We start from the raw sequence: 21262 nt of genomic DNA on the forward strand, positions 1-21262 counted from the left end.
AAAATTGGGTATTTATAAAAAAACGAGTGGACTTCTGTTTGATGATGGATTTGAACACGAGAGTGTTCATGCTCGCTACACGCTCTCCCCTCTCCATGCAGGGAATTTGGACCATTCGCTTCAACAGTTCGTTTTAAATCATTCGGAAGAAGACAATATGCTGCTATTTGATATTCCAGAATCAGAACACAGCCTGCTCTTCGAGGTAACAGCAGATTATGTCCCTACGGAGCATAAGGACGAAGGGGGAATTATCGTCTGGAAGGATGGCGAGTCCCGCATTGAATTTTTGGAAAGTTTGGATTCAGCCGTACGGGAGTATAGCAAATGGCGAGCGCTCCGAACAGGGAACCGATGGACATTTTATGCGGATCGCGGTAGTGGATGGGAGCTTTTTGATACCGATATTTTGGCCGCGAATAAGCTTGGAGTCGCACTAAAGAGTAAGGATAACTCTGGTTTTGCTCCTCTGAAGCTAGATCGACTAGTGCTTTGCAAAAGCGATAAAATATCAGTCGGTAATTTAGCTGAAGGCTGCACCGTGTATTTATGTGATGAATTCGGCAACTCTATTGCATCGTCAACGGTTGAGAGAAATTGGACAGGAGTAGACCTCCAGGTTCCTACAGCTCCTTATTATGGGATGATTAAAGTTTATGACAGCAATGGCGTTCTTTTATCGAGCTTGAGTGCCTTTCCTATTTATGGAGGGGATACCTTCCTATTTGGTACCGAGCTGCAGGTACACTGGCAAGGCAAGGAGCTTAACGTAACGAAAGATACGTATTTGGGTACGATGTATGACAATATGACGGTCGTTCAAATGGAGCTAGTCAATCCTTCGGCCAATAAAACAGCTAAAAATGTCAAATTGGGTATTCTCCAGTACCTCGATAAGTTTGGCTACGAATGGGTGGATTTATGCCATGATGATACGGACCAGCCAGCAATGGATTTTTCCCCGACGCTTGAGCTGCCTGAAGTTTCTCCCTTAGGTCGAAGAAAGTTTTGGATGAAGGTTGAACGGAAAAATGAGCATTTTGATATCAAACCGCTGAATTTTATTTTGGATATTAATCATGTATAGGGAGGTGGAACGATGGCCGGAACTAAAATGACGTTGAAGCGTTATGGCAAGAAGGAGACTCTTTACTGGGATAGCCTGGAGCTTATAGTAGATCAAGCATATTTGGACAGCGGCAAAGGTTTATTTATTATGCTTGATCCATACACGTACATTCCGGATATTGGGCAAATTGAAGTTCATTTTAATGGGCAGCAATTGCTTTCGGGCGGTGGTTATGAGGAAGTGGATAAACGGACCATTCGTTTGGATTTGGGCCGTTATCCTCTGGATTATGGTGAAGCTGCTCTAGCCGGACAATCGGTTACCTTAAAACCAGGGGACGAAATTCATATTCGGATTTGGAAGCTAGAGTATTTTGAGAAAGGTACGACTATTGGCTGGGAACAGGATGCAGAGCTTCTTAGGAGGCTTGAGCAGGAGATCATTAAAGCTAGAAAATATAAGGAGCAGGATACGCCTCATTTGGATCTGGATACTCGTCTGGATTCTATCGAGCGCCGCGCTGAAAGCAAGACGATGGTCTTTGTGCTCAATAAGGTAAAGAATGGTATCGCTAAAATGGATATTCGCTTTCCATATGAAGGAATGATTACGGAGGTGTATGCTTCCTGCTCCACAGCGGGCAGCGAAGCTACCTTAGTGGATATAGAGAAATGCTCGCAGGAACAACTGGATACAGGCCCTAGCTGGACGAGTATTTTGGGTTCAGGTTTGACGATTGCTGGAGGCGTACATTCCAGCTACGCGAGCACAAGCCCCTACGATTTGCAAATAGCTGATGTCCATGCGAATGATCACTTTCGAATCCGCATCATTCAAGCGGGAGCAGGCATTGAAGGCTTAACCGTTGAGTTGGTCATTCAGGTGGTTTAAATATTACGCTCTGTTGTGAGAATAAAGTGGGGTCTCCTTATAATGATTTGGGAAAGAGAAAGGAGAGATGAGGAAATATGGCAGGTACAAGAGGGATTGCTAGATTCCGTGGAGAGCAGTTTAACAACAAAATTATGCGGAATCAGCATTTTGATGAGGCGAACAAAATCAGTGAAAACTTTATTGATATTGATTTTTCAGCTCATCGGGATGTATTGGAAGACACAAAATTGGATGTGTTTGTTCAAGTTAATGATAAGGCGGTAGCGGGCTTTAACCAGTTGACGGTAACGAACCTTATAGGCTCCCGGCCAGTAGCCACTTCAGTAGCGGTTGAAGGGGTGGTCTTGGAAGAAAAGGTACAAGTTCGTGTTACTGGTACGGATTCTCCTATTGGAGATGAGGATTCTGATGTTGTATATGGCCGCCTGGAGGAAAGTTCAGGAGAGTTTGTTCTCAAATTTTATAGCGTAGTGAACGACGCTGAAGAGCCTTACAGCTTCTCGGCCGAAGCGGAGAATATTGATTTCCGCTATGTAGTACGGACAAACCTTTCGGTTATTCCGGTAGATGCTATTATCAAAGGCGGAGCCGGTTTTGTTGAAGGGGCGACTGATGCGAAAGCGTATATGAATCTCATTCAGCTGATGAAGGATTTGTACGGTGGCACAGGTTCGCTGGATAATGATGGCGCAGCTAACTTAGCTACACCGATTGTCCAGCAAATCGCTGCTGAGTCGACTGCTCGCGTCAATGCTGATACAGCTATTCGCAGCGATTTTGTATCCACTGCAGCTGGCAAAGGCGCTCAACTAGTGGGGGTTATTACGGATCCAAACTACGCGGGGCTTCATGTGCAGGCTGTACTTAGCCACTTGGCAGGAAGGCTCGCAGCAGCGGAACTAAGCCTCGGTAAAGTGGAGGAAGAGGCGACCCGCGAAATTTATGAAGCGGTTGGCGGAGAAACCTCCTATACGCTAGCCAAAGGCAGCGCACGCAAAGATACTTTATTCGTCTATATTAATGGACAGCTGCAGTCACCAGGTATTCATTATGTGAACTTAGAGGATAGCCAGGGTGATTACACAGGCATTAATTTTGCTCCTGATACGCTGCAAATCGTTGAGGGTGTGCCGGATGTGCTGGATATTAGTTATAAAAAAGTACTCTAAATGGGTATCCGAATAAAAGCCAAAGACACATTTTAGTTGAATTCGTCAACCCGATGCCATTAAGCATCGGGTATTTTTTTACCAAACTTTCGGTTAAAGAAAGGCTCGTGCTGCTTATATTGAGAATAGCAACAAAACAAGGAGGGATTTCTAATGGCAAGCCCGTTAGTACAATGGTTTGATTTAACGAATACGCAGCAGCAGACAGAATGGCCAATAGGAGTAGTTGATGCGGGCGGTGTATCTAAAGCGACAACCTTTTTAATTTGGAATAATAAAGGTATAACCAATAATGTATCAGATATGACCGGTTGCACCATAACGACGAAAGACGTGCTTGGAGGCAACACAGGTGAGGTTGTCGTTAATAAGTGGATTGAAGCCCGAGTAGACTCTTTAAATGAGAGCCTTTTTACACCAATAGGCGGGATGACAATGAAGGCAATTCAGGCAGGTGGGGCTGCAGGTGCTGGAATTATTAAAGGAACTGCAAATGATGGTTCCATCGGGGCTGTTGCTAATTTTGCAAAAGTAACGCTTCAAGCGAATGTTCCAGCAACGGCGACTGCAGGTAATTTTTCCTTTCTGACTCGTGTCGCTTATCAATTTACTTAATTATGGCCCCACTGCGAAGTGGGGCTTCTTGTCAACCAATACAATGGGGGAATATACATGTTCGGAAATCAAGGGATTATTGTGCCTGTCAATCAACCATTCATGTGGGTAGCTGAATATTTGGATGGAGCATGCTTGAGCGAATTTGATCAGCAGACCAGCAATGAAAATAGCTTTTACAGCATTGAGAGGGAGAAGCTTCTGCGGTTTGGATTAGTAGGTAGCGGGTCATCTATGTATTTTGAAGTTTATGGAGGTATTTTTAAAATTGTTGGTCAGATGATTGATGTCAGCTATGTAACGGATAGCAAAACGTATCAATTAACAGGAAGACCCGCGATGTATAAGGATATTATTTCTTTTAAAGATGCAGAATTTATTTTCAATCCTAACGTTGCAGGCTCTGGGAAATCGTCTATCACACAATTTAATTTTGGTTATAAAACAAGCTTTTTAATAGATGAGGTCATGTTTCATTTTCAGGCTATTTGTCAAATTCCTAAAAATGAACAGGCGAGGCTGGAATTTAAGCTAGTGTCCAGTGAAGACTTGGATGGTCGATTGGAAATTAGACAAAATGGTAGTCATGTGGGGACGGTGGATGCTCCTCTAGCAAAAGATAGAGGAGGGGCGATTACATGGCAATTGAATTAATAAACAGATGGAAACATCGTTTAGGAGGGTGAAGAGTAAATGATACGATCTATTATTGCATTGGAAAATTTCGAGTCTAACGTAAGAATGGTTGAGATTAAGGGGGATTATGAATATTCTTCTGATCGATTTTATAGTGGAACAAGATCCATAAAGAATAAGACAATAGGGAATAGTGCAACTACAGCTTTTGAAATTTCTATAAACTCTAAAATGGATTCATTATGTTCTTTTATGTATATGGTGAGTACGGAAGCTAATAGAGATTTTTTTAACTTCTATATAGATGGAGTCCGAATGTTACAGAAGTCCGGGACAGTTGCTTGGACGAAGTTTTCAACTAATCTGGCTGCAGGGAGTCATAAACTTGTATTTCAGTATGTAAAGGATAGTTCAAGAATCGGAGGATTAGATGCTTTTTTTATTGATGATTTTATATTTCCAATTTTTAATATTGAAAACCCAACACTATTATTTACTGATGAACAAGGATATCCGTATCACAATCCAACAGGTGAGATTTTAAAAAATTTGGACTTTGGAACACTCATTGCCGGGCAGGTAGCATTGCCTCAAAAGGTGACTATATTTAATTACAGTGGGTTCCCTGTCATTAACATGCAAGTTTATGTTAGAGAACCAGAGTTTCCCGAGAAACTTGCTATTGAAATCAGTAAATATAATAGTCCATTTATCGCGGAAGATAAGATTATTTTTAATGGCATAATCGAGGATGGCCAGAGTGAAACGTTTTATGTGAGGGCTGTAACTCAGGAAGATACAATGGCGGGAGGAGATTTTAATATTTATGCCAAAGCTGATCCACTATAAGGGAGAGGATACCTAATGCCAATTCCACCTACTGGCGGAACATTATGTGCGAATATTAGCACGATGAAAATAGGTGATTTTATACGTTGTGGCTACACTGCAGCGTCTGGAGCAGCTGGACATTTCCATAGTTTTGGTGACCAGGGAGAGGGGAGCGAATTACCTGAGCAAGGAACAAGTATACCCTCCGGCTTCTTTTATTTTATTAAGGTACGAGAAGGTCTCCTCATCGCCGATCGACTTGTACAAACGAATGTAGCCTGGTCTGTTTTAAATATGGCAGGGTATACCCAAGGCACTAGCTTTAACGATACGCTTATTCCAAAAATGACATCTAATATAGCTCCTTCAGGTAAAGTCACGGCTAGCACAGTCTACAACACTGCCAACTACGATTCATGGTTTGCTTTTGATAAGACAGAAAATAGTTACGGATGGCTTACAGCTAATGGTACAAAGTCAGGCTGGCTTGCCTATGAATTTCCGGCACCTGTATTGGTGAATAAATACAGTATTAAAGCGCCAATTACTGCACCTACAGCGGCCCCTCGACAATGGGTATTAGAAGCATTTAATGGGGAGGCTTGGATTCTGCTACACATTGGAGATTATTCGGGTTGGACAGCAAATGAGGAAAAAGTGTTTTTCCTGAATAATCAGATAAGCTATAGCAAATATCGATTAAATATTACGCAAAATGATGGACATGCCTCATACACCGGAATTAATGAGCTAACTTTATCAGCTGAAGCAGTATATAGTAAGGTTCGATCCATCACGGGGGGCATAGCCTATTTATCTGAATCAGGAAATCCATCAAATATTGATTATAGATTAGGAGCTTACCCGGAAAATAATGAATGGGATACTTACATGACATTTGGTCCTTATACCGTACCTGAAACGAATGATGGTAATGATGTTTGGCACTTTAACTATGGAACGGATGGTCCCTGTACCTGGGCATCAGATACGGTCTTTTCGGGCTTTCCTGCTGCTGCAGGTTTTGAAACAAGCGCATCAGGAAGAACAGTGCGGGGTAGAAATGGAGATTTAATGGGGTATTGGAGTACTGTAGCAACGTATTCAACACCCATCAAAATAGGCTTCAGGCCCGTTATTGAATATTCCTTCTAGTCCCAATACTCAATACAATGAGGGCAGGTGTGAAAATGCTTTATCAGTTAAATCTTAGCGGGGGCTCTGGAGGACTATCAGGACAGGCTGTTTATACAGCCCCGAACGGTATTACAGTGACAAGCAGCAGAGTCGTATATACAAATAGCAATTATTATTATATGAGGTATTTATTCGATGGCATAACGAATTCGGGTGCGGCTACTTCCTATTGGATGACAAGTGGTGGACCATCTACGCTTGATTTTGATTTTAACGCTATTTTAGGAGCAATCAATAGTATAGACCGCTTTATCATTTATCCAAGATGTCGGGATGATTCCATTTCCGATTATCGAATTCTAGTATCAAATAATAAAACGACTTGGACCGAAGTCGTGAGCAGAGTATCGAATACTTATGCCAACTGTCCTTACGGAACCATAAGGGAACATGGTATTAAGGGTCATTTCAGATATGTTAGGATTGAACTGTATCAATCAGGTAACTGGGGAGTGCTCCTCAATGAGATCAAAGTAGTGGTCGATGTGGACGAAGGCTATAATGATTTCTCATTAGGTACACAGAAATTAAGTGTAGAGCCAGGTTGGAAGAGAAATGACGACTCTGAGGTTTCCTATCCCAATGGATATATTTCATATAATGGTACGGGAATTTCTTCTATGTATGGTGGTTCTTCCAGAATAATTAGAAAGAGCGAATCAGTATCCAGTGGATCTTTTGATACGATTGCCTTTCAATTTTATGGCTCTAAGCTTCGGCTGCTCGCTTGTACGAACCCAGATCGGCAGCAGAAGATGCGTATTGAGATAGATGGGATTCATTTAGATCATTTTACTTCCAGATATCAGAATGCAAATATAGGACAAATATTAGTATATGAGAAACACTTACCTACAAAAGCCATTCATGATGTCCAGATAACAATAGATGAAACTGCAGAAGATGGTGATTTTTATCTTGATGCCATTGATATAGATGAGGATGGTTATATTTTAGGGGAATTAAATGCCGTGTCTCCTATACCGGAGCCAGGATGGAAAAGAATTGATGACAACCACCCTGCTATCCAATATTCTCCCATGAGTGGCTGGACCTCATCTGCATTGGCAGACCATTATGGTGGAAGTGCAACGGGCTCGGTTACAACCGTTGCAGGAAATAAGTTTGCTTTTGACTTTATAGGCACGAAATTCAGATTAATTACTTCTAAAGCGATATCGTATAGTGATAAAATAAAAGTAACGATAGATGGAACAATTGTAGAGTACTTCAGTGCACTTGATAGCTATTATTATCATAAAGTTATTGCTTATGAGAAAATAGGTCTATTTTCCGGAAGGCATCGTGTTCAAGTAGAAATTATCAATAAACCAGCGAACTCGGCAGGCAATGATATTAGATTGGATGCCATCGACATTGATGCTGAGGGGCGTATTTTACACCCACAAGAAGTTTTAGATGCAAGCGAGCTTGAAATTGGAAAACGCATACGCTGTAATTATAAATCTCTACCTGATGAATTTGGATACTTTAGTGGATTAGGGGAAGAGAACAAGGAGTTTCTCCCTCAGATCCCCACTGCTAATCCCAACGGCGATTTTTATTTAATTGCTGTAGATCATGATAATTCAGGCAATATGATGCTGCTGGCTGATCGTAATATTCAAGGCGGAGTTTTATGGACAACATTAAATAATGCAGGTCTTTCGGCGGGTCTTGTATTGAGCAAACAGAAAATACCGTCCATTCCTATACTCACATCCAATGCGTCAACTGATGGCAATGTCATAGTATCAGTTAGTTCGAAATCAGGTGCAAATTATGATGCGTGGAAGGTATTTAATGGAAACAAATCGACAGGTGATACACTACGTTGGGTAGCAAGTAATCCTTCGCCGGCTTGGTTGAATGTATTCTTTTCGGAAGCCAAAATCATTAAACATTATGCTCTGCGTTCCAATACCTATAATGCTGCAGCTCCAAAAGATTGGACTATACAGGCGAGCAACGACGGTCTAAATTGGACCACTTTAGATAGAAAGTTGAACCAGTCGGGGCTTCTGGCTAGATTATTGTTTTCTTTTGACAATGATACGCCCTATTTTCATTATAGGCTTCACGTAACAGCGACAAATGGATATACGGGGTATTTTGTTAGTTTAGATGAAATGCAGCTATATGAAGAAGAACGTTCGTTATCCAATGCAACAATTAAACTTCCAACAGGCGGCGTTTCTGCAAATGATAAGTCAAATGATTGGGATAAATATGTTGTGGGCAACTCCTTGGAGAAAACGATTGAGGCGGGAGATAATAGAGTCTGGAATTGGTCCGGTGTTTGGTCCCACACGGTTAATACCATATCTACTATAGCAAGCCGCGCGGTCAGGGGAAATACAGTCAATGGTTTCAGCAGTGTAGCTGCCACCTCTTCGACACTTACCAGCACAGGATTTAGACCGATGTTTACTCTGTTAAGCAAATCAACAAACTTAATGGATCTAACTTCGAGTATTTACGTTAGGACAATAAATGATGTAGAAGCTAGTATGCACGTCTATAAAGATCATTTTGAAATTCCGGGCTCCTCCATGACTGATGTTACGTTGCCGGTAACAGCAACAGACTGGAAGGGGTATAATATAGAGGTCTCTGGGAATTATGATACCAATTATAGAGAATGGAGAGCCTTTGATAACTCGATGACGGCCACATACTCGTGGGCAGCTCCTTCTGGTCATCAAAATGCATGGCTGATTTTCACATTCAACGCTCCTTTAGCGATTGCGGGTTATGGAGTCGGTGCTAGACCAACTGATCAAGCGCAGACTCCAAGAGATTGGATATTTTACGGCAGTAATGACAAAGCCAATTGGACGTTTCTGGATGCTAAAGGCAGTGAGCCAAATTGGGGTAGTGGTGAACTACGTAAATATATGCTGTCCGAGGATCGCAGAGGACAGGAATTCCGCTTTTTTAAGTGGGAAATAAGTAACTCTTCCAGTATAACTCAGCTTAGCATACAGGAATTTGAACTTTATTCAGCTGACCAAATGGAAGGTATTGACCAGAGAAGAAGCTTTTTAACTGTTCCTATTAGGGAAGACCTCGCTGCTTCAGTGATAGTCAAGCCGCATGGGGAAATGGTCGCATCTGTAAATGTTAGACCCGTTTATTTGAACCCATTGCCTTCACAGCTCGAAGTTAAACATACTAGTCCTCTCATTAGCAGTATAGCTGTAGCTGTTAGTGGCAGAATGCGCGGCACGGTGTCGGTCATTCCCCCTGCTAAGATCGAGCAACTGTTATCTTCTGTTCAAGATGCTTTTGTAAGGTCGAAGGTACCTCGATTAAATTATGGGGAAGAGCAAGAGATGGTAGTCGGTCGAACAGTCGATGGCGAGGAGTTTAGGTCGTTAATTCAGTTTGATCTATCTAGCATTCCAGATCGGCAACGGGTAACGAAAGCTTTTTTGAAGTTATATGTTGAAGGCACTAGCTTAATCGGAAATTTGATAGGCATATACGAAATACAGGAGCAATGGACGGAGTTCGGAGTAACCTGGGCGAACACACCAAGCCATAATAATAAAATAAAAGAAGCTCATATAGAAGAATCGGCTCAATATACGGTAATAGATCTTACTGATAATGTTGAAAAATGGTATGAAAACAAGGCTGAATACCATGGCATTTTGTTGAAAGCTGAAAAAGAAATGGATGATTCAATAGCTAGGCTTGGAACGAGGGAAAGAGGCAATAAATTCACTCCGGTTTTAGTGGTGGAGTATTATAATCCTGAAGTGAAAAGCACGGGATATGCTGAAGTGCGAACGGATATTATTGTACAACAGAACAAAACAAAAGAGCTTAAGAGCACAATTACAATTAGAAGCACGAGAGATCAATCGGATTTTCGCAGTCACATACGCATATTAAATCCCGATATGATAGAGTCCTCAATCACGATCCGTAGAGATAATATGTATTCATGCTGCATAGTTAAAAGGAAGGAAACGGACCTGTTTCGGTCAGAGTTAACGGTCCGTAATAGACGGGAGAATACGATTGATTCCCTATTAACGGTATCCAGGAACTTTCAGGCTGGACATATTACGATAAGGAAAGCAGATTTGTACGCTATGCCTTCTAGTGTAATCATAATTGGGAATGACCATTCTGAACTGTTAACATCTATAGGAGTAAGTAAACCTGAAATTATGGGTGAAATTAGTGTCGTATTTTCCGATTTTATTCCATCGACAATTGCGGTATCCGTTCAGAAAAATAGTTTTCTAGATGCTTATATAACAATTAGACGAAGTGAAATCAAGGAACTTCCATCTAGTATAGATGTATGGGCGGCCTCCTCATTAGTGGGAAGTATCACGGTCAAGTCAGCGTTTTTTACTTCTAGTATTATCGTGCCAAGTAACGGATTAAAAGAAATAAAGACATCCATTAGAGTAGCTGAAAAATATGCACAAGACCTCATCTCTCACATTGAAATTATTAATCGATCGGAGCTATCCTGTTTTATTACTGTTGAGCTTGATGAAGATGGATCTTACGCTTTTATTATGTAATGAACGACATATAACCCTCTACCGGAGTGAGCTTCTGCTTACCTGGAGAGGGTTATTTTTTATCCCTAATTCCTTATATTGAATAGGCAAAGGAAGGGTGAAAGTATGATGAATGAAGGTATATTGACGATTATAGTTGGGGCCATTGTTTCTGTTATTACAGGCGTTATGGGCTATCTCGGCGGTCGTAGCAAAGATAGAATTTCAGATCGTGAGCTGCTATCCAAAGACGAACAAGCTTTTCGCGCAGAATTGAGGGCAGAGCTTCTGGAACATAAAGAAGAAATCCAGAAGCTTAGCCAGGAGATTGTTATATTGCGCAAAGAAAACATGGAGCTGGTCACGGAGAATCGGCTGCTGAATGCAAAGGTGGAGGAACTGGTGAATCAGCTTTCGGCTGGTAGAGAAGAAAGAATAAATGCTGGATTTTAAAAAGGAGGAGTCAGCTTGTCTTTCACAATGAAATACCTGATTGAACAACGCCTGCTTCCTGTGAAGACGAAACGTCGCTCTGGTATCACTATGAATCGTGTAGGATTTGCTGTTGCACATGATACTGGAAATGATGGAAGTACAGCCGCTGGCAATGTTGGATACTATATAAACTCAGCTAATGAAATGAGCGCATCTGCCCATGCTTTTATCGATGACAAACAAATTATTGAATGTATTCCTGCCACAATGGGAATGAAGGAAAAAGCCTGGCATGTGCTATATAACACAACAGTGGACAATGCCATTTATGGGTCGGATGCCAATGATGTAGCAATTGGCGTTGAGTTATGTTACTCCCATCAGAAAGGTTCCATAAATAATATAGAGTCCTACAAGAGATATGTATGGTATTTGGCCTACGTATGCTTCAAATTCAATCTGAATCCGCTAAAGGACATTATAGGGCATAATACCTTAGACCCTAAACGGAAAGTGGACCCGGCAAACGCCTTATCGCGAATGGGAAAAACCTTTAATCAGTTAATTGCTGATGTGACAAATGAGTACAAGGCCTGTACGGGAGTAATAGCAACGTATCCGGTTAAAGAAGCAACGGATTCGATTTTATGTAAAGGAAGCACCGGGGAAGAGGTTCGCAAGCTTCAAGTGAAGCTGAATAAGCTAGGCAGCCAACTGACTGTGGATGGTGCTTTTGGAGCACAGACAGATCTGGCTGTAAGAGCCTTGCAAAAATCATTTGATGTGGCCCAGGATGGCCGAGTGGGGTCATTGACAATGGCTAAGATTGATGCGGAACTAGCTTCGATAGCTGAAAAAATATTAAAGGAGGACGACCAATTGCTTCTAGTACAATGGCAAGTCAATATGCTGGTAGATGCTTTAACGAAGCTTCAAAAGGCGGGTACATTTGAAAGTATGGAGTGGATTGTAAAGGCTAAAAACAAGACGCTTACGCTATCAGAGCTAGCTTTCTTAAATACGATTATTCTTTCGAAAGGTTTGAATGCTAAATGATAATAACAACTTTACCTACGACCGTGGATGCTGTAGTAGCAACAGTCGGAATTTGGCTGTTAGTAGCTGGCCTGACAGAAGCGATTACTGAAATTTTCAAGCAGGTATTGCCTAGTTATGTTAAGGAGAAAGCAACATATGGTCTTTCCATTATTATTGGCATCGGTCTTGCCTTTGCCTTTCAGCTTAACCCTTTTGGCCTGAATGGAACAGCAGAGTTTGTATCGACAATGGCTGCAGGCGTCCTAGCTTCCCGTGGAGCTAATTATTTAAATAGCTTATTAAAGAAGCTTGGCATGCCAGCATCAGCTGCAAATAAATAAAAAATGAGGGAGTATCCATTTTGGATAGCTCCCTTTTATAATAAATGATACACTTTAGCATTAATGAAAACCAAACTCTAACAGCTGAGATGCGAGCGAATATAGTCTTGCAGCTGGTCAAGCCAGCTATCCAGACTCTTTTTGGATAAAGCGCTGCTGAATCGGCCTAGCTCGTCGTTGTTATATTGCACGATTACAGAAGGAGTAGATTTGATGGAGGTATGCAGTTGAGGATTATAGGCTATCTTAGTCACAATAATATGGGGTCTTTCTTGTGTAATCTGCGCCAAAGTGGTGCTTAACTGTCGACAATAAAAACAATCTTCATTCGTATACAGCAGTAGGTTTATTTCAGCAAGCTTCTCTTCATTCATGTATTATTCTTCTCCAAACGTCCACATATCTTCAGCTATGCCGATAACAGATTCGATTTGCGACATTTGCTGTTGGAACTCACTCCGCCGGGAGTGGGCTGTTATTAGAACAGCTTGATGGCGAGTAATAATTTCTTCTGCCTCGGTAGCAATGTCTTCCATCACTAGTATTCCATGCTGAAGACGGAATTGCAGATTAGTGAGAGCATCCTGCGTATGGGTCACTTCGGCTTCTGCCCAGGCCAACTGTTCAACTAGCTCGTTGTATGATCGAGAGTCAGGAGTCAATGCTTGATCAAGTAAACTTTGAAAATAAGAAGCGTTATTCATTTTGTATACCTGCTTTCATATTTTTTTAAAAGACTGAATATTCAGATAATTAAAAAGCTAAATGTAAGTAGAACCATCTATTTGCTGGATTCCTGAATCGCTTTTTGCCTGATGTAATACAACACTCTTATAGAATAAAGGCTGCAATCGAATCCTTGTTCGTTCAACAGGGCGATCACTTTCTCTACACTCGGAATAGTAGTGCTCTCTTTTATTTTGTGCGAAATCGCATGGATTTCTCGATCATATTTAGAGGTGGCCTTCGATTGGCTGGCCGGAGCGTTATTTTCTTGCTGCTGAATTTTTGTGCGAATGCGTGTCAGCGTGCGATTGATGGTCATGGGATATACGCCTAGTTGATCAGCAATTTGCGAATAGCTTGCCTCCTTCATAATTAAAATCATGACCGTTTTCTCAAACTCCGTGAATATGGGATCGTTTAATAGCTGCTGTACATAGACGCGATCGGTTACCTTTTGCTCAAGGTTGAGCTCGGATGTTTCTGCAATATCGAAATTAGCAATACCATCATAATGCTCCAGATCGTCACTAAACGTAGCAATCTCTCTATATCGCTCTACGGAAATTTCTAAAAGCTTGGCCATTGTTTCTTCATTAGGCCTATGTCCTAATGTATGCTCAATTTCCCCCATTTTTTTTATGAGCTCGACCGCACCACGACTTAAACGAACAGACTGCGAATCGCTATATAATAAGTGGTTGATTTCCCACAGAATAGGGCGTACGACAAATGTGGTGAATTTAATTCCCCTATTGCAATCAAAATCCTGCAGTGCTGTAAGGAAGCCGATGCATGCATGCTGATACAACTCATCGTCCGTCACGCGGAATTTTAGTCTGATTTCTTCAATACTGCCTTTAAAATGTTTAATGATGGAGAAAATAAAATCGCGGTTTTCTTTCAAAAACTCACCAAGAATTTCATTGTCTTGCTTACATTTTTTTATGAGCTCCATATTATGCATATCCTTGAGTCCGGATTTTCGAAGCTTTTGATAACAATGACTCGTCAATGGATTCACCTCTAACTTTCTATTTAGCTTCCAAATTTGTAAGGCTCTATACTTTAAATAGTCGATCTATCGGAAGGAGGAGTTGCGGACATAAAAAAATAGACCCTATAGCTAGGGCCTAGTAACAACATTATTAATGTCGCTTGATCGTCTCAAGCGTTTCTTTTATTTTATCGAGGTACTTAGTGTTATATGTGCCCTTAGCGACATTGCCTTCCCCTTGATTGTAAGCTACAATACCTAGTTCCTTCCCAAATCGTTTTTGGGTATAGGCGAGATATTTGGAGCCCACTTCAATATTGACTGCGGGCTCGCGCAAATCTCCAACGATTTTCATATAGTTTTGGGTAGCGGGCAAAATCTGAAGGAGTCCCGTATCGTTAGACTTGCCAACTGCCTTGGAATCATATTGGCTTTCTACTTGAATCATTGCTAATATGATATAAGGATCAACTTTATAAGCTTGACTGTTAGTCATAATAAGAGAAGCCCATTCTTTAGCATTCGCTTCTGCTACCTTATTTTTGAGCATATGAGCGATTAGATCACTTGTCGTCCGGTCTGCTCTTTTAGCAGGCGTAGGTGCAGAATCTTTTACAAGCTTAGTTACAACTGGGGGAACGTTTAAGGCCTTTTCTTCCTTATGGATAGACGTTGCAGGTGTTGAGAATTTCTTGTAATGAGGTAGGTACGAGGTCCATAAAATAATGATTGTTAATACACATGAAATTAGTCTGGCCATGAGATAACCCTCATTTGTTCTTGAACCCGTTTGCCTTCTTTATCTACTATTTTTAAGAGATCCTCGTATGGTGGCAGATTAATTATTACTTCTTCAAGCCACTCCTCAATCATGTTCATCCTATACTTCTTTAATCCTGCTTCTGTAATGGAGGCCAAAAACAATCGCTTCCCATCATGTTGAAAATAAACTTCTTTGATTGACATAAGGGGCTGCTCGATCAGTAAAACGCCAGCTCGCACTCGATCATCCATAGTAGAAGTCATCCAATTCATATATGTTGCTCCTTTCTATTTTTATATTATGAATAGTGCCTATAAGTAGATGAGAAGTTGCGGATGATAGAGTTTAGAAATGAAAGAGTGAAAGCTAGCGGGATACAGCCTGTAAAATGATTGTTAAAAGATAACTAGTGAATTTTACCTTTTTTTCAGCTAGAATAGAGCTAATCATATCTTCAAAAGGTAGATCAGGGAGGTCGGAAATTAATGATGAATTTAGATAATTGTCCACGGTGCGGCAAGCTGTTCTCCAAGAACTTTCGTGACGTCTGTCCGGCTTGCATTAAAGAAATAGATAAAGAGTATGAGCTTTGCTCCGATTATTTGCGTAAAAACAAAGGCACAAATATAAATGATTTATCCAATGAAACGGGAGTATCCGTCCGCCAGATTACGAAGTTTGTTCGAGAAGGAAGAATTTCGATTATGAATGCGCCAAATATGTCCTATCCGTGCGAGGTTTGCGGGACGTTCATAAGGGATAATAATATGTGTGACAGCTGTAGATCCCGTTTAATTAGCGATACTGGGAAGATGCGCAGCGAGGATGCCAGAAGGGCTGAGGAGTTGGAAGCACAGAAGGCTAACCAGAACATTTACAAAGGCATAGATCGCTATAAGGATCGTTAGAATTTATTAATATTTGTCAATCGTCGATATAACTATAAATTTCTTGGGGAATAAGCCGATAATACTGTTAAAGGTTATCGGCTTATTAGCATGTGTCCAAATAAATGAGGTGAATAAATTGAAGATAAATGAACCTGGTCGTATCCACTCGATTAACCAGTACCAGAAGAAGAATGACATGGCAATGAATAATGCCAATAAGAAGCAGAAGAAGGATGAGGTGCAAATCTCAGCCGCCGCGAAGGAGATGCTCTCTACGAGTCAGACGAATAGCCCTGAACGCGCTAAGCAAATTGAGAGCTTGAAGCAATCCATAACATCTGGAACGTATCACGTTGATTCAGGCAAGCTGGCTGAGAAGCTGCTTCCTTACTTCAGCAACAATCCAAGTGAATGAGGACAGGTGAACGGAGATGTCTCTTGAGTTAATTGCAGATACTCTGCAGCAGCAGTTAAAGCTTTATAGAACCCTGTTGGAAATTGAACAGAGTAAGAAGGACATGATTATTCAGAATGATGTTCTGCAATTAAATGTACACACTCAGAAGCAGAAGCTGCTTGTTTCAAAGGCAGAAGAGCTTGAGCGTATGCGAACCCAGCTGACCTCCCGTTATTTTAAAGATATCGGTTTTAGAATCCGCAGCGGTATTTTAGCTGAACTGATTCGCTCCGTCACTGATCCTGTCATTAAATCCCAGCTGATGGAGATGCACGGTCAGCTCAATACGGTATTGGCTCAGCTTAAGGAAGCAAGTACTTTAAATCAGCAATTAATTAATCAATCGTTGTCTTTTCTGGATTTCTCAATCAGCCTGATGATGGATGACCCGAATGAGGATCTTGTCTATCAGCATCCGATGAATCAATATCCAGGCAGTAAGCGCAATGGATTATTTGATAGTAAAGCTTAAGGAGGAGACAAGCAGATGACCTCAACTTTTCATTCATTAGAGACATCGAAGCGAAGCTTGATTACACAGCAGGTCGCTTTGACTACACTCAGTCATAACATTGCAAACGCCAACACAGAAGGATATACACGGCAAAAAGTAACAATGGTGGCAACTCGTCCAATGGAAGCCTATGGCATGACGAAATCCACAGCACCAGGTCAAATCGGAACGGGTGTCGAGTATACATCTATTACACGTATCCGCGATGCTTTTCTGGATGCGCAGTATAGGAATCAATCGGATATAGCTGGTACAACCTCTATTCAGATGGATGCGCTTAGTAAGCTAGAGGGTTTTGTTAATGAGCCATCGGATACTGGAATTCGGACGGTATTGTCAGATTTTTGGAATGCATGGTCTGATCTAAGCAAAGATCCTGAAAATGTAACGGCGCGAGCGATTCTGGTTGAGCGTACTCAGGCACTAGCCGACACATTTAATGGTCTTAGCAAACAATTGTCTGATCTTGATACAGATATTAATATGACAATTGAAACTTCAGCTGAGCAAGCTAATTCAATGACGAGTTCGATTGCTTCGCTAAACGACCAGATTAAAAAAATTGAATCGCTGGGCGATAATGCCAATGATCTTCGCGATCAGCGTGATCTTTTAACAGATAAATTATCCAAGCTGGTTAATGTAACGGTGACGGATACGGATGATGGTTATACGATTAATATGGGCGGTACGAATCTTGTTACTGGAGGAGAAACTACTCCGCTAACGGCAATTGCGCTTGAACAATCCTATAATAACGGCGCCCTAATTGGTGGGGAAGTTCATGGTATGTTTACTTCACTGGATATTGTAGCCGAGTTTGCGGGACAGCTGGATACACTTGCCAATACAATTGTAAACGGTCAATTTCAGGTGACGATTCCTAAAGGCTCTGTTTTGCCAGGAACGACAGTGCCAACGACGGCAGATCAATTAATGACGGTAAATGGTATTAATGGGCTCCATCAGCTAGGCTACACGCTTGGTAATCCAGCTACTGCGGGACAACCACTGTTTACAGTCAAAACAGGTTACACTACGTTTACAGCTGCAAGCATGGAAATCAACTCGAACATTGCTGCGGATTCAAATCTCATTGCTTCCTCAATGCGGACAACGACAGATGGTGCCGGTGTTACCACTGTTATAAAAGGAAACAATGGATTGGCTCTTTTGATGTCCCAAATGACAGAAGTTAAATTTTCATTTGACGAGACGGCTACAGGAGGCGGTATCAAGGAAGCAACATTAGGTGATTTCTACAGTGCCTTGGTTGGCGCACTCGGTGTTAAGAGTCAATCCGCTGCTAGGGAAAACTCTAATGCGGAAGCTCAACTAGCCCAGGTGGATGGAAGCAGAATGTCGATAAGTGGCGTTTCTTTGGATGAGGAAATGTCCGACATGATTAAATACCAATATGCCTACAGTGCGGCTGCTCGTTTTATGACGACGTTTGATGAAATGCTGAATAAGCTGATTAATAATACAGGTGTGGTAGGACGTTAAAAAGAAATGAGTTAACCACTTAATTTTAAGGAGGCTATCTGTAATGGCACTTCGTATTACACAAGGCATGATGCATGCCCAACTTACACGTAATATTAGCCGGAATTTAAACAAAATGGCTGATATTCAAAACCAATCCTCTACGGGCATGAAGCTGCACAAGGCATCAGATAATCCGGTAGGGATAACGTATTCCCTTCGTTACCGTACGGAGCTTGGTTCCAATGACCAATATGAGAAAAATACAGATCAAGCTTTATCTTGGCTGGACTATACGGATAGTGTTATTAATCAGGCAGGCGACGTTTTGCAGCGTGTGAAAGAACTTGCTACACAAGCCGCAAATGGAACGAATCCACAGGAAGCACTGGATGCGATTCAAAGCGAGCTTGTTGAGCTGAAAGGTCAACTAGTTGATATTGCAAATAGTAAATTTAACGGTAAGTATATTTTTAATGGTGAGAAGTTTAATGAAATTCCGTTTGATACCTCGGCTGCTGGATTTGATGCTAAAAATATCGTAACCGATACTGAGAGTGTCGAATATGCTCTAGGTGCTAATGTAACGGTAGGAATTAGTCTAACGGGCAACAGTGTATTTGGTGACGCCGACCCGGCTGGTACGGGGACCAATGTCTTTTCCGTTATGGATCGTTTGATGACCGCGATGACCCCGCCGACTACTAGTTATGATGATATTTCTAATGCAATTCCAGATATTGAGGCAAGTATGGATCGCATGCTAAATGCTCGGGCTGCAGTTGGGGCGAAAGTTAACCGTGTGGAATTAATGCAAAATCGAATTGCAGACTTTAAGCTAAGTTTGACAGATATGCAGTCAAAAGTTGAGGATGCAGATTTGGAGCAAGTACTGATTGATTCGACGACAGCGCAAAATATTTACGAGGCTTCCTTATCTGTAGGTGCAAAAGTAATCAGTAAATCATTAGTTGATTTTCTAAGCTAGGTGATATTTGAGATTAGCGTAAAGGTTCAAGAATAGATAGAATGGAGCTATGGAATCAGTAACGTTGATACCGTAGCTTTTTTTAATTTTATTACAGTAAACGGAGTGTGAGTGCAATGGTAGTAGAAACGACTCGATTCGGGTTGCTGGATTATAAGCCAGAGCAGGTCATTTCTTTTGTGACCGGTCTCCCTGGATTTAAGCAATATGAGAAATTTATAATCGTTACAGTGGAAGAAAGTCCATTTCAGTATTTGCAATCATTAGAGGAAGGGGCATTAGCATTTATTATTGTATCCCCTTTTGAATTTGTTCCTGAATATGAGTTTGAATTGTCTGAGCAGGTAAAAGAAGAGCTGGAAGTTGAGAAGAGAGAAGATCTGCAGGTTTTTACTATAGTTAGAGTGCCTGAAGATTTAGCCTCTGCTACTCTTAATCTCTTAGCCCCTATAGTCATCAATATATCTAAACAGTGTGGGGTGCAGTATATACTGCCAAGCAGTGAATACTCTGTACAACACCCACTGTTTTTAAACGATTTGACGACAGGAGGAGAGTGAGATGTTAGTACTGGCTCGGAAAAAGGGAGAGGCTATTCTTATTGGAGAGCATATTGAACTTACAATATTAGAAATTGTGGGGGATACAGTAAAATTAGGGATTAAAGCACCTAAGGACGTTGAATTATTAAGGAAAGAGCTTTATGTTTCTATTGAAAATATGAATGTGACGGCAGGTCAATCTATCATCACTGCAAGTGAACTGAAAAGCCAATTCAAAAAAATCAAAAAAAATTGATATCACTATAAACTCTTGGATAAAAATGCCGATAAAGATAATAGAGTTGATCAAGCCTTAGGGTTTAATCAGCTAACCACAAGGATGTGGGACTAAATAACCATTTCAGGGAGGAACTATCAATGCGTATTAATCACAACATTACAGCTTTGAACACACACCGTAACATGACTTTGAACAACGCTGCAGCAGGCAAAAACATGGAGAAGCTGTCTTCAGGTCTTCGTATCAACCGTGCAGCTGACGATGCAGCTGGTCTGGCAGTATCCGAAAAAATGCGTGGACAAATTCGTGGTCTTGAGCAAGCTCAGAAGAACGTACAAGACGGCGTATCTTTCGTACAAACAGCTGAGGGCGCAATGAACGAAGTAAGCTCCATGCTGACTCGTATGAAAGAGCTGAATGTCCAAAAGCTTAATGATACTTACAGCTCCGGTGATACAGCAAACATCGACGTTGAGTTGGGTGAACTTGGTTCGCAAATCACTAGCATCATGGCTGACACTAAATTCAACGGTATGGCGATTACTGGCGGTGCTACAATTCAATCGGATGACAGCGCGCAAACCATTGCAATTGGTGCTATTGCTACTAGTGGATTCAATAGTTTGTCCAGCACAAGCAGCCTAGGTACTATTGAAGCTGCTATCAAGTCGGTATCGACAGAGCGCGCGAAACTGGGTGCTGTTCAAAACCGTCTGGAGTATACTTCGAACAACTTGGGTACAACTGTTGAGAACCTGACTGCATCCGAATCCCGCATTCGTGATACAGACATGGCTAGCGAAATGGTTAAGCTTACGAAGAACAACATTCTTCTTCAAGCTTCCCAATCGATGCTTGCTCAAGCAAACTCGCAACCACAAGGCGTATTGTCCTTGCTGCAATAATTGTTG

The 21262-nt window shown here is 41.4% G+C and carries 24 protein-coding genes; 19 read left to right on the forward strand and 5 right to left on the reverse strand.

The features are described from left to right. The first annotated feature begins 4 nt into the window (after nucleotides 1–4). The 11 genes from AC50YG_RS31060 to AC50YG_RS31110 all read left to right on the forward strand — a co-directional run bounded on the left by AC50YG_RS31060 (nucleotide 5) and on the right by AC50YG_RS31110 (nucleotide 12751). The gene (locus AC50YG_RS31060) at nucleotides 5–1087 is read left to right on the forward strand and encodes a cell adhesion protein (protein WP_494832640.1); all 1083 of its coding nucleotides are present in this window, start codon (nucleotides 5–7) and stop codon (nucleotides 1085–1087) included. A 12-nt stretch (nucleotides 1088–1099) separates the two neighbouring features. Next, entirely contained in the window at nucleotides 1100–1960 is an 861-nt protein-coding gene (locus AC50YG_RS31065; protein ID WP_494832642.1) for a hypothetical protein, read from the forward strand. Nucleotides 1961–2037: 77 nt separating this feature from the next. Continuing rightward, the gene (locus AC50YG_RS31070) at nucleotides 2038–3132 is read left to right on the forward strand and encodes a hypothetical protein (RefSeq protein ID WP_494832644.1); all 1095 of its coding nucleotides are present in this window, start codon (nucleotides 2038–2040) and stop codon (nucleotides 3130–3132) included. A 153-nt stretch (nucleotides 3133–3285) separates the two neighbouring features. Beyond that, a complete protein-coding gene (locus AC50YG_RS31075; RefSeq protein ID WP_494832646.1) occupies nucleotides 3286–3747 on the forward strand; it encodes a hypothetical protein in 462 nt (153 codons plus the stop codon). Nucleotides 3748–3804: 57 nt separating this feature from the next. Next, entirely contained in the window at nucleotides 3805–4401 is a 597-nt protein-coding gene (locus tag AC50YG_RS31080; RefSeq protein WP_494832648.1) for a hypothetical protein, read from the forward strand. 39 nt (nucleotides 4402–4440) lie between these two features. After that, complete coding sequence (locus tag AC50YG_RS31085) at nucleotides 4441–5232, forward strand: hypothetical protein (protein WP_494832650.1); 792 nt, start codon at nucleotides 4441–4443, stop codon at nucleotides 5230–5232. Nucleotides 5233–5247: 15 nt separating this feature from the next. After that, nucleotides 5248–6369 carry a discoidin/SUN/FTP domain-containing protein gene (locus AC50YG_RS31090; protein WP_494832652.1) on the forward strand — a complete coding sequence of 374 codons (1122 nt, stop codon included), beginning with the start codon at nucleotides 5248–5250 and terminating at the stop codon, nucleotides 6367–6369. A gap of 35 nt (nucleotides 6370–6404) precedes the next feature. Beyond that, nucleotides 6405–10958, forward strand: coding sequence for a DNRLRE domain-containing protein (locus AC50YG_RS31095; protein WP_494832653.1), 4554 nt, complete (start codon nucleotides 6405–6407; stop codon nucleotides 10956–10958). A gap of 105 nt (nucleotides 10959–11063) precedes the next feature. Then, on the forward strand, nucleotides 11064–11390 hold the full coding sequence (locus AC50YG_RS31100; RefSeq protein ID WP_494832655.1) for a hypothetical protein: 327 nt from the start codon (nucleotides 11064–11066) through the stop codon (nucleotides 11388–11390). Nucleotides 11391–11405: 15 nt separating this feature from the next. Further along, complete coding sequence (locus AC50YG_RS31105) at nucleotides 11406–12428, forward strand: peptidoglycan recognition protein family protein (RefSeq protein ID WP_494832657.1); 1023 nt, start codon at nucleotides 11406–11408, stop codon at nucleotides 12426–12428. After that, nucleotides 12425–12751: a hypothetical protein gene (locus AC50YG_RS31110; RefSeq protein WP_494832659.1), complete on the forward strand. Its 327-nt coding sequence runs from the start codon at nucleotides 12425–12427 to the stop codon at nucleotides 12749–12751. Before AC50YG_RS31105 ends, AC50YG_RS31110 begins: the two co-directional genes overlap by 4 nt. Before the next feature lie 77 nt (nucleotides 12752–12828). Here AC50YG_RS31110 and AC50YG_RS31115 read toward each other — a convergent pair whose 3' ends face one another. The 5 genes from AC50YG_RS31115 to AC50YG_RS31135 all read right to left on the reverse strand — a co-directional run bounded on the left by AC50YG_RS31115 (nucleotide 12829) and on the right by AC50YG_RS31135 (nucleotide 15506). After that, nucleotides 12829–13125 (reverse strand): YbbN family protein, encoded by a 297-nt coding sequence (locus tag AC50YG_RS31115; protein ID WP_430160398.1) that lies wholly within the window; start codon nucleotides 13123–13125, stop codon nucleotides 12829–12831. A 3-nt stretch (nucleotides 13126–13128) separates the two neighbouring features. Then, entirely contained in the window at nucleotides 13129–13455 is a 327-nt protein-coding gene (locus AC50YG_RS31120; RefSeq protein ID WP_494832661.1) for a hypothetical protein, read from the reverse strand. 77 nt (nucleotides 13456–13532) lie between these two features. Further along, complete coding sequence (locus AC50YG_RS31125; protein WP_494832663.1) at nucleotides 13533–14432, reverse strand: sigma-70 family RNA polymerase sigma factor; 900 nt, start codon at nucleotides 14430–14432, stop codon at nucleotides 13533–13535. Nucleotides 14433–14622: 190 nt separating this feature from the next. Then, on the reverse strand, nucleotides 14623–15231 hold the full coding sequence (locus AC50YG_RS31130; RefSeq protein ID WP_494832665.1) for a lytic transglycosylase domain-containing protein: 609 nt from the start codon (nucleotides 15229–15231) through the stop codon (nucleotides 14623–14625). Further along, a complete protein-coding gene (locus AC50YG_RS31135; RefSeq protein WP_494832667.1) occupies nucleotides 15219–15506 on the reverse strand; it encodes a hypothetical protein in 288 nt (95 codons plus the stop codon). The genes AC50YG_RS31130 and AC50YG_RS31135 overlap by 13 nt, the downstream gene beginning before the upstream one ends. Nucleotides 15507–15722: 216 nt before the next feature. Between AC50YG_RS31135 and AC50YG_RS31140 the strand changes: the two genes are divergently transcribed. The 8 genes from AC50YG_RS31140 (at nucleotide 15723) to AC50YG_RS31175 (ending at nucleotide 21256) form a co-directional block, all read left to right on the forward strand. Then, nucleotides 15723–16142, forward strand: a complete 420-nt coding sequence (locus AC50YG_RS31140) for a flagellar protein (protein ID WP_494832682.1) — start codon at nucleotides 15723–15725, stop codon at nucleotides 16140–16142. Nucleotides 16143–16251: 109 nt separating this feature from the next. After that, nucleotides 16252–16539 (forward strand): flagellar biosynthesis anti-sigma factor FlgM, encoded by a 288-nt coding sequence (gene flgM, locus AC50YG_RS31145; RefSeq protein WP_494832669.1) that lies wholly within the window; start codon nucleotides 16252–16254, stop codon nucleotides 16537–16539. A gap of 16 nt (nucleotides 16540–16555) precedes the next feature. After that, complete coding sequence (locus AC50YG_RS31150; RefSeq protein ID WP_494832671.1) at nucleotides 16556–17053, forward strand: flagellar protein FlgN; 498 nt, start codon at nucleotides 16556–16558, stop codon at nucleotides 17051–17053. A 15-nt stretch (nucleotides 17054–17068) separates the two neighbouring features. After that, complete coding sequence (flgK, locus tag AC50YG_RS31155) at nucleotides 17069–18601, forward strand: flagellar hook-associated protein FlgK (RefSeq protein ID WP_494832673.1); 1533 nt, start codon at nucleotides 17069–17071, stop codon at nucleotides 18599–18601. A gap of 43 nt (nucleotides 18602–18644) precedes the next feature. Beyond that, entirely contained in the window at nucleotides 18645–19568 is a 924-nt protein-coding gene (flgL, locus tag AC50YG_RS31160) for a flagellar hook-associated protein FlgL (protein ID WP_494832675.1), read from the forward strand. Nucleotides 19569–19684: 116 nt separating this feature from the next. Continuing rightward, on the forward strand, nucleotides 19685–20128 hold the full coding sequence (gene fliW / locus AC50YG_RS31165; RefSeq protein ID WP_494832676.1) for a flagellar assembly protein FliW: 444 nt from the start codon (nucleotides 19685–19687) through the stop codon (nucleotides 20126–20128). A 1-nt stretch (nucleotide 20129) separates the two neighbouring features. Continuing rightward, nucleotides 20130–20366, forward strand: a complete 237-nt coding sequence (gene csrA, locus AC50YG_RS31170) for a carbon storage regulator CsrA (protein WP_494832678.1) — start codon at nucleotides 20130–20132, stop codon at nucleotides 20364–20366. Nucleotides 20367–20488: 122 nt separating this feature from the next. Continuing rightward, complete coding sequence (locus AC50YG_RS31175; RefSeq protein ID WP_494832680.1) at nucleotides 20489–21256, forward strand: flagellin N-terminal helical domain-containing protein; 768 nt, start codon at nucleotides 20489–20491, stop codon at nucleotides 21254–21256. Nucleotides 21257–21262 lie beyond the last annotated feature (6 nt).

Source organism: Paenibacillus sp. J31R34 (assembly GCF_059383715.1).